This window comes from Acinetobacter sp. ANC 4218 (assembly GCF_002135245.1).
Lineage (GTDB): Bacteria > Pseudomonadota > Gammaproteobacteria > Pseudomonadales > Moraxellaceae > Acinetobacter.
On sequence record NZ_NEGD01000009.1, the window covers coordinates 73,564 to 83,955 of the forward strand.

Annotated in this window: 4 protein-coding genes and 1 CRISPR repeat array (1 of these 5 only partly in view); all 4 genes read right to left on the minus strand. The window is 40.5% G+C overall.

The window, feature by feature from the left end; genetic code table 11:
• Window positions 1–5,868: direct repeats of the CRISPR family, unit length 28 nt; unit sequence TTTCTAAGCTGCCTGTATGGCAGTGAAC; it begins 641 nt to the left of the window's first position.
• A gap of 131 nt (window positions 5,869–5,999) precedes the next feature.
• The 4 genes from cas6f to csy1 are packed head-to-tail and all read right to left on the minus strand — an operon-like array spanning window position 6,000 to window position 10,097.
• Entirely contained in the window at window positions 6,000–6,614 is a 615-nt protein-coding gene (cas6f, locus tag B9T38_RS10150; protein WP_086196691.1) for a type I-F CRISPR-associated endoribonuclease Cas6/Csy4, read from the minus strand.
• Entirely contained in the window at window positions 6,614–7,654 is a 1,041-nt protein-coding gene (gene csy3 / locus B9T38_RS10155; protein ID WP_086196692.1) for a type I-F CRISPR-associated protein Csy3, read from the minus strand. The genes cas6f and csy3 overlap by 1 nt, the downstream gene beginning before the upstream one ends.
• 2 nt (window positions 7,655–7,656) lie before the next feature.
• On the minus strand, window positions 7,657–8,763 hold the full coding sequence (gene csy2, locus B9T38_RS10160) for a type I-F CRISPR-associated protein Csy2 (RefSeq protein ID WP_086196693.1): 1,107 nt from the start codon (window positions 8,761–8,763) through the stop codon (window positions 7,657–7,659).
• Window positions 8,763–10,097 (minus strand): type I-F CRISPR-associated protein Csy1, encoded by a 1,335-nt coding sequence (csy1, locus tag B9T38_RS10165; protein WP_086196694.1) that lies wholly within the window; start codon window positions 10,095–10,097, stop codon window positions 8,763–8,765. Before csy1 ends, csy2 begins: the two co-directional genes overlap by 1 nt.
• Between the last annotated feature and the right edge of the window lie 295 nt (window positions 10,098–10,392).

Sequence of the window (10,392 nt, forward strand, 5' to 3'; positions counted from 1 at the left end):
CCAAAAAACTCCAAGCGTATTTCTAAGCTGCCTGTATGGCAGTGAACATATGAATCGGCAATCTGCTAAAACGCTCCTGTTTCTAAGCTGCCTGTATGGCAGTGAACTTTGTTTGCACTGAATTTAATATAATATTATCTTTCTAAGCTGCCTGTATGGCAGTGAACATGGCTGGGGCGCATCCAGCTAGTGCTATTTTTTTCTAAGCTGCCTGTATGGCAGTGAACGATTTGCCCAAACATTCCGCTGGTTATCAAACTTTCTAAGCTGCCTGTATGGCAGTGAACGATCAAGTGGCACAACCTATACAAATAATACATTTCTAAGCTGCCTGTATGGCAGTGAACACGGTTTCGGCAATTCTTCCAATCTACTTCCATTTCTAAGCTGCCTGTATGGCAGTGAACTAATGACGTTTTGCTGATCAATTGCTTGTACTTTTCTAAGCTGCCTGTATGGCAGTGAACACAGCAAGAGAGGCATTTGCTATAACTTGGATTTTCTAAGCTGCCTGTATGGCAGTGAACGTTTCCTCGAATATGCACAATATTTTCTCGGATTTCTAAGCTGCCTGTATGGCAGTGAACTCTAATATCAAGGGTTAAATCTTTTTCCTGAATTTCTAAGCTGCCTGTATGGCAGTGAACGACAGCAAATAGATTCTTATATGTCCCAAACTTTTCTAAGCTGCCTGTATGGCAGTGAACCCTCTTGCGTCTCTTGGGTTAAATATTGTTAATTTCTAAGCTGCCTGTATGGCAGTGAACGCGATGGATCAAGAATATTTAAATCGATGCAATTTCTAAGCTGCCTGTATGGCAGTGAACCATGATTAACCCTGATTTCTCTGCTGGACGATTTTCTAAGCTGCCTGTATGGCAGTGAACACAGAGTTGATTCATCCGTCCCTACGACAGATTTTCTAAGCTGCCTGTATGGCAGTGAACGTAAGAAGCCGCGATTGAGCCACCTTGAAGCTTTTCTAAGCTGCCTGTATGGCAGTGAACCAGATTGCACAATAGCAAGCTCTGATTCACTTTTTCTAAGCTGCCTGTATGGCAGTGAACCTCTAACTGCGAACCAAGGTAATGTGCTAGCTTTTCTAAGCTGCCTGTATGGCAGTGAACAATGGAATTGAATTGGAGCAGTTTTCTGGGATTTTCTAAGCTGCCTGTATGGCAGTGAACGCAATGTAGGTCGCCTATCCTCTGCTACACAATTTCTAAGCTGCCTGTATGGCAGTGAACACATTGTTGTTGCTGCTTTCCGTACACAAGGTTTTCTAAGCTGCCTGTATGGCAGTGAACTCCAGAACTGTATTAACTTTATTGGTTCTCTATTTCTAAGCTGCCTGTATGGCAGTGAACGGGGTTGAATCGTTATACACCTCATTCTTAATTTTCTAAGCTGCCTGTATGGCAGTGAACAACGCCAGTAAGGCGCTCAGTCAGAATTGTTATTTCTAAGCTGCCTGTATGGCAGTGAACTTAATGACATGCCTTTTTATTCTCCTGCATATTTTCTAAGCTGCCTGTATGGCAGTGAACAAAATCAATCAAAATTTTAAGTGATGGGTCAATTTCTAAGCTGCCTGTATGGCAGTGAACTTGCACCAATTCCTAATTTTTTAGATACGCTTTTTTCTAAGCTGCCTGTATGGCAGTGAACCACCGGTTTGATTGAATTCGATTTCAGTCATTTTTCTAAGCTGCCTGTATGGCAGTGAACATCGTAGAAGAACAAATTCAGCTTCAAATCCATTTCTAAGCTGCCTGTATGGCAGTGAACGGTACAAAAATATAAAACAGAATTAGATCAAGTTTCTAAGCTGCCTGTATGGCAGTGAACAACCACCACCAACCCTGATCTTTAATTAGATCTTTCTAAGCTGCCTGTATGGCAGTGAACTGTCCAACGTGTGAAACTGACGCGTACTTGATTTTCTAAGCTGCCTGTATGGCAGTGAACTCACCTTGCTCTTTTGAGCAGGGTGTCTTGAATTTCTAAGCTGCCTGTATGGCAGTGAACTTATCTGATCGTGATATGGTTGGGGCGCATCCTTTCTAAGCTGCCTGTATGGCAGTGAACAAACAGATTTGGTTCCATCTGCAATTTGAACATTTCTAAGCTGCCTGTATGGCAGTGAACTTATGCAGAAGGGAATAAGCCATATTAATTTATTTCTAAGCTGCCTGTATGGCAGTGAACAATTCTGTTATAACCAATAGCATCAGTTAGTATTTCTAAGCTGCCTGTATGGCAGTGAACATGATTTACTCTCCTGTTTCATATCTTTAACATTTCTAAGCTGCCTGTATGGCAGTGAACAATTGCATCATCTCGATTTTTTGCAACTTCTATTTCTAAGCTGCCTGTATGGCAGTGAACATTAATACATAAACAAGCTTGATAACCTTTCTTTTCTAAGCTGCCTGTATGGCAGTGAACGAATTAGCATGCAAAACAGAACATCAGAGTTATTTCTAAGCTGCCTGTATGGCAGTGAACTTTCTACCTGAATTAATCACTTGTCTAGCAAATTTCTAAGCTGCCTGTATGGCAGTGAACATCGGCAGAAAAGTAGAATGCTGGGCATTGAATTTCTAAGCTGCCTGTATGGCAGTGAACTTTATAAAATTGAGCGTTATACAACGAAAAAATTTCTAAGCTGCCTGTATGGCAGTGAACAAGTTGAGGGCTTGGGTGGTGGCAATAGCGGATTTCTAAGCTGCCTGTATGGCAGTGAACCCTCTTGCGTCTCTTGGGTTAAATATTGTTAATTTCTAAGCTGCCTGTATGGCAGTGAACTGGCAGGAAAAGCGGAAAGATGTAAAAGGTTTTTTCTAAGCTGCCTGTATGGCAGTGAACAATGGAATGACAGCATCCCAGCTGCAGCAAGTTTTCTAAGCTGCCTGTATGGCAGTGAACACAAATGACGTCAATGGTTGGATCTTCTTTTGTTTCTAAGCTGCCTGTATGGCAGTGAACTTGGCATTGTTAGGTGTGATGTTTCACCTAATTTTCTAAGCTGCCTGTATGGCAGTGAACAAGATAGAAGAGTATTCGGATCGTGATGCCATTTTCTAAGCTGCCTGTATGGCAGTGAACTGCAGTTATATGACGGATCAGTAGATATCATTTTTCTAAGCTGCCTGTATGGCAGTGAACATTTATGAAATAAGAATAGGTAAGGTTGAGGTTTTCTAAGCTGCCTGTATGGCAGTGAACCTTTATGGTGGTGTTGGCTATAAATGGTTATGTTTCTAAGCTGCCTGTATGGCAGTGAACTTGCGAGTGCTGGCACCGGAACCATCCTTATTTTTCTAAGCTGCCTGTATGGCAGTGAACGCTCAAACTGTTGCTATTCAGGGATCTATTGCTTTCTAAGCTGCCTGTATGGCAGTGAACCTCCACGCTTGACTGATACCACACCGGTATAATTTCTAAGCTGCCTGTATGGCAGTGAACCTCCGCTGGAGAATGGTCATAAGTTTCTCCTTTTTCTAAGCTGCCTGTATGGCAGTGAACAAAACCCAGTGGGAAATCCTAATTGGCACAATTTTCTAAGCTGCCTGTATGGCAGTGAACGATCAGGATGATGATTTTCAGCGCAATTGGTTTTTCTAAGCTGCCTGTATGGCAGTGAACAAATCAGTTTAGAGCGTGCTGGATCGTATTTATTTCTAAGCTGCCTGTATGGCAGTGAACCCGGGTTTAATGCGGAGTTCAATGCGGCCACATTTCTAAGCTGCCTGTATGGCAGTGAACAAGTGGTTTTAATTTTCTTTGTTTTAGGTATATTTCTAAGCTGCCTGTATGGCAGTGAACCGGTAAATCCAACCCAAGTCAAAGATGCAGAATTTCTAAGCTGCCTGTATGGCAGTGAACAGTATTGACTTGAAATATGGCCGCATTACTTCTTTCTAAGCTGCCTGTATGGCAGTGAACCCTACTGGTTGAAGCGGGTGAATACATCGGTTTTTCTAAGCTGCCTGTATGGCAGTGAACGATTATACGATTGTGGTGGATGATTATTTAAATTTCTAAGCTGCCTGTATGGCAGTGAACGCATGCAACTCGCTTTTGAAATGGAAATATGTTTTCTAAGCTGCCTGTATGGCAGTGAACTGCAGTTATATGACGGATCAGTAGATATCATTTTTCTAAGCTGCCTGTATGGCAGTGAACTCATCTTCTTTATGGTTGAGCAATCTTTTAATTTTCTAAGCTGCCTGTATGGCAGTGAACCGTTTTACATTAATGAGCTGCGCTGTAGTGGTTTTCTAAGCTGCCTGTATGGCAGTGAACTCAACTCGTCCAGATTTGAAAAATATCAAACATTTCTAAGCTGCCTGTATGGCAGTGAACTATAGTCTGCACTGAGTTCGCAAACAATACCATTTCTAAGCTGCCTGTATGGCAGTGAACTGGTCTTGGTACGCTAAAACAAAAAATCATTATTTCTAAGCTGCCTGTATGGCAGTGAACTGATCATTGATACTAAATGTGCTTGGGATATTTTTCTAAGCTGCCTGTATGGCAGTGAACAAGTACAGGCTGATGAATATTTACCTTACTTATTTCTAAGCTGCCTGTATGGCAGTGAACCGTAACTTTCATGATGAATTTATTAGATTGACTTTCTAAGCTGCCTGTATGGCAGTGAACGCACTGTGCATACCGTGAATTGGAGTTGTGCTTTTCTAAGCTGCCTGTATGGCAGTGAACAAGCTAATGAATCGCCTAATTGGAGGACAAACTTTCTAAGCTGCCTGTATGGCAGTGAACAATTACAGCAAGCGGTAGGTGTAACAGCTGATTTTCTAAGCTGCCTGTATGGCAGTGAACTAAAACGCTTACTGAAACGCCAGGGTATTGATTTTCTAAGCTGCCTGTATGGCAGTGAACTCACTGCTTCGGCATGGGTTACATCAGGATCATTTCTAAGCTGCCTGTATGGCAGTGAACAATGCATATCACGGAAATCCATTTCAATGTCTTTTCTAAGCTGCCTGTATGGCAGTGAACGGTTTAGGCATCCGTGTTTGGGCTGAACTTAATTTCTAAGCTGCCTGTATGGCAGTGAACAAACACCGCTAAGCACCGTCATTGGCGGTGCATTTCTAAGCTGCCTGTATGGCAGTGAACCTGAAGTTGTTAATAACATGCTGTTAAGTGAATTTCTAAGCTGCCTGTATGGCAGTGAACTCATGTACTCGTGATGCCGCAAAAGAGTGTGATTTCTAAGCTGCCTGTATGGCAGTGAACCTGAGCGTTCCGAGCTACCACATTTTTCACAATTTCTAAGCTGCCTGTATGGCAGTGAACCAATTACTTAACAGGATTAGCCACTTTCTATATTTCTAAGCTGCCTGTATGGCAGTGAACGAGTGGGAGCGCATTATTGGGCGCTTCAAAGATTTCTAAGCTGCCTGTATGGCAGTGAACGTGAGATACTGGCAATGACCAGGGAGGATATTTTTCTAAGCTGCCTGTATGGCAGTGAACTTTAAATCTGGTACTCGTACTGACAATGGCCATTTCTAAGCTGCCTGTATGGCAGTGAACGTTAGCTATCCCAAAACACCATGACACAATCATTTCTAAGCTGCCTGTATGGCAGTGAACTAGCCGGTGTAAAAAACCACCTTAATGCTACATTTCTAAGCTGCCTGTATGGCAGTGAACATGCAATTGGTGTAGTTCGTGATGCGCTTGAATTTCTAAGCTGCCTGTATGGCAGTGAACTGGTTTTTGTTGAAATGCGCGATGCACAGACATTTCTAAGCTGCCTGTATGGCAGTGAACGATTTGTTAATGTTTGGAGTTCTTCTGATGTTTTTCTAAGCTGCCTGTATGGCAGTGAACAGTAATTTTAAAGCAAAAAATAAAGTTATAACAGTGATTTAACTCTTAAATCTCTCAAAAGACCCAAGTTTTAAACCACTATCATAAGCTATTGATTTTATTAAGCTGTTAAAGAGTGAAAAAATATTGGGTTAAAATTCGGGTACAGATGACACCGAACTTAATCCGTAAGTGCTAAAAATCTGAGTTTCAGATTTTTCAGCAGATCGCTTTTCAATAAAAATTTTAAAAGCATGTTTCTGACTTAATGCTAAATCTTCAGATGTACTGTCACTCAGCATATTGATATAGGGTAAATCAGTTGTTTTTACAAACTGACCATAATGTGCCAAGGCATTTTCAAAACTAAAGCGCCCTTTTCTCTCATCATGTCGTGCTAAACGGGCAGCACTACTCTTCACTTGTTTACGCTTATAGACTGCATAACCAGTAACTTTTTCTAAAGGTACTGCTTTTACAGAACTAATGTGTACATAATCCAAATAACGACTGAGCCATTTTGGCACATCCAGTTGAATTAATTCCTGTTCACTTAAGCCAAAGATACGTAGCTTTTCGCCAATAAATCCCTTCTCTTTTTGAGGATCAAAACGATAATCAGGAAATGAAAAACCTATTTTCACCTTACTGCTTTCGTCTTTTAAACCAGCCAATGCAAGATGTAGCTGTTTATAAATTTTAGACCATAAAAAGTTAATCGAGATTTCATCATCTGGCAGAAATTTTAATTCCAGATAATAATTCATTATTTATCACTCTCGCCAAATACACCACCACGAACCAAAACCGCCATTACATAATGCTGCTGTTCAAGTTCAGGTACTTTATTGTAATTAACCCAAGCATCAAACAAACTATAAAAGTCTTGTTTTTCTTTAGGCTGACGATACGCCTTACCTTCTGAAGTCACTGAACCATACGGCTCAACTGCAATCGGTTTATCTGCATTTGGATACCATATATCAATTGTGCGTAGTGCATTACCAATTTTTTGAGAATGCATACCAGCTTCGTTGTTGCCAAATGAGTATAAAGTTTTGCTTTTAGCACCTTTGGAATTACTCGTATCTAAAATGAGTTCCTGTGATGGATAGACTTCTTGTCCCTCACCTAAACGAGAAAAACCTGTCACTTTAAGTAATACATGATCATGACCACTTAAACCTGCTTCAATCCAAGCTGAAAGCTGTTTAATTTCAGTTTGTTGAGCTTGGTGTACAGTTGCTTCATTTAAACGATTTTGTAATGCATCAAAACTTAATTTTTCTGCGCTCTTACCATCAATTAAACGCTCAACTGTGACCGTAACATTTTCAGCGCCAATACGGTTACGCCATAAAAAACGACCATTGGCTAAATTCACAGCATAGCGATTCGCAAGTTCACTAAACTTATTCGCTGTTTCATAGCCTGACACCACCGCTTCAAGGCGTTCAGCAAATGCTGCATCATTACATGCAGATGGACGACCTACATTTGGCAATACACGTAAGCTAAACGTCACGGCAACCGTATCTTTACCTTGTGGTAAAGCAGCAACATCAACCGTTTGTAAATTTGGTTTATTCACTGCTGCATTAATCGCTGCTTCATCAGTTTCTTTGCTATTTTTAGGGCGATTCGAAATCGTACCACGCACAGATTTTGCTTGAATTAAAATTGGTGTATTACCTGTGCCTTGTGCAATCTCCACCCAATTTACTGCAAACATACGTCCATCTGATGCATCAAGATGACGGTTAAATGAAAGTACCGATGCTGTTTTTAATTTGTCATTCTTAGCCATGATTAAAATTCCTCTTCTTCTATTTCAGATTCAAATTCAAATGATTGATGGGTGTCTTCGTCTGGTAATGACGTGTCGATATCTAATTTCGGTGCAAATGGTTGAACGAGCTCATACAGCCCATTTGTAGGTTCAGTGTTGTAATTCCATAAAGTATCAACAATATTTTTAATACGATGTGGGCTTTGCCATTCACCTAAACTAATTAAGGTTTCGACAAAGGTGGCGGGATAGTCATCATGACGTAATCCTTTAATAACACCTTGAGGCTGTAAATCCGTTAAAGCTGCATAACCAATCGGTATCGGCACGAGCCAACCTTTTAAATGTTCAGGCCGTGGTCGTAACGTCCAAACACCGTCTACTGACTCTTGATCGACTGATGCTTCTTGTGCAGTACTGACAAAATTGAAGCGGTGAATGTCCAATAAAGTATCGAGTAAATCAGGACTATTTTTCTGAGTCGCTAAATATGTTGGATACTGAGCCAACCAATTTTGATGTGCAATCAAAAGCTCATGACGATGCTGTAAAGCAAAGCCTGGTAATACACTCCGACGTAGTATTTTGGTTTTATCTACCGCATCATGTTCTGACCAATTGATCAATTTAGCTTTGACACGCTTATGTGGGAAAACAGAACCACCTGCCAAACGCATGTTATAGACCAAGTGATTTAATCGATCTAACAGGCTTTGTGTCTGAGTAGATAAATCTTCATCATTGGCAGATAGATGCGGATTAAGACCATCTCCCGCCAAACCAATCACTAAACTGACTTCAAAATGTCCCTTGCCCTCTTCAATCATCGCTGGTGTAGAACCATCTGCTTTCAAGGGGTGACGAGCCAAATTCAGTTGATAAGGCGAATAGCGGAAACTATTGGTTTTGGTAATTTGTGGGTTAAATTGATGAGATATAATCCCGACACCACAACACTCAATAGATGCATATTCAGCAATTTGATTCAGCTGACGCTGTAAATGATGCATAAATCCAGTGAATGCACTCGGTGCTGGGAAGCCCCACGTTAAATGACTACTGATAATAGATGCATTTTCAACATTTAGACGTACAACATACAACGCTTTAGGATAAGTCTGATGCATTAGGCAAACTCCTCTTTCAGCAATTGTAATTTGTCACGTAAAATTAAAGACCACGTGCGAGCTTCATGATCGTCCAAATCCACAATCTTGCCTTTTTTGATGAGGATATCATTGAGCCATTTACCAAAGTTATAACCCACTTCAGTATGCCAATCTCGTTCACGATAAGCCTGTAACCACTCGGCTTCTTCTTCCGTCAATTCTTTGGCATCTTCTTTGTCAAAGAGCGCTTCTCGGTAGCCATAATCCAGCCAAAAGCTTTCTGCACGACTAAAATTAGAATCCTGTGTCCAGCCCGATGATGCACTTTGTTGCAGTTCAAAACTCATATCAATAATGCAATCCACCAATTTAGAGATCAAATCATCACGTTGTGCACGAAATTCGACGTTATTACGACGATCTTCTTTACGATACAAAGTCACGATTTTTTTCAATAAAGGCTTAATCTCTTTACGGTTGCTTAAATACCCTGTAAAAACCGAACCACGTTTTGGTAGTTCAATCTGCTGACCTTTCCAAGTGGGTGGAATAGACGGTAATAGCCACATAGAGCCACGACGGTCACTATTAAGCTGTGAAATATTTTGTGGTTTAGAACCACCAAAATTTTGTACCAATAGATTCGGGTATTCACGGCTTTCATGTGCATGATGTAATTTTTTAAACCGTGCTTCATGTAGTGCTTTACTCTCATCGCTAAACCGATCATATGAGAGCTGTTGATACGCTCGATGAACCAATGAACTCGGATATAAAATCACCAAGGTATGATATTCATCATTTTGCACAGGAAATAACACTTGTTTCGATAAACGTCCTGCATTGAGTTCTGTTGGCAACTGACTAAATGCTAAAAAACGCTCATAACGCAGTTGTGCCGTTTCAGATTTCACAGACAATGCTGTGATTAATTCCTGATCTGCATTTAACAAACGCTCTAGTAACGACGTACCTTGAAAAGATAAACGCAGCATCTTAAAGACATCGAGTACAGCTGCATTACCAATGACATCCGCATCTAGTTTGATACCTTGGGAACCCACATAGTCATGTGTTTTATCCGTATTGCTATAAAACATGGCAGATGCTTTTGAATCAGGATGATGCTGTTTCGGCGTATGAGTCGCCAAACGTAATTGGCTAATACGCAAACTTGCATCATCAAGCCACGTTTCAACCTCATATTTTTCTAATAACTTGTTACGCTCTGCCGTGTCATCCGCTTTAAGTTTTTCTAGCTTTTCATTCAAACGTCCTTGAATATATTGCTCGATTAACTCACGAATGCTAGCAGGCTCGGAGTCTTGAACTCCCTCTACTTCATCATTCATTTTTTGTACTCATTACAAAATAAATTATGTTTTAAATCATTTTTTGTTATCATCTAGATAGATTAACTATCGTAAATGATGAATGTATCCAATTAATCAGACCCTTCTGATTAAATGCGTGCTAAACATTATTTCCCCCTTACCCTATCGGGTGATGTGTGATCCTGCCAGATCGATGGTTAATCTTTATTTAAATATTAAACCTAGTTACTTTAATTCAAACTAAAAGTAACCATAACAAGTAAAATACAGATTTTTCTTTTATTCCACAAGCTATTTCTATGTAAAATAAAAA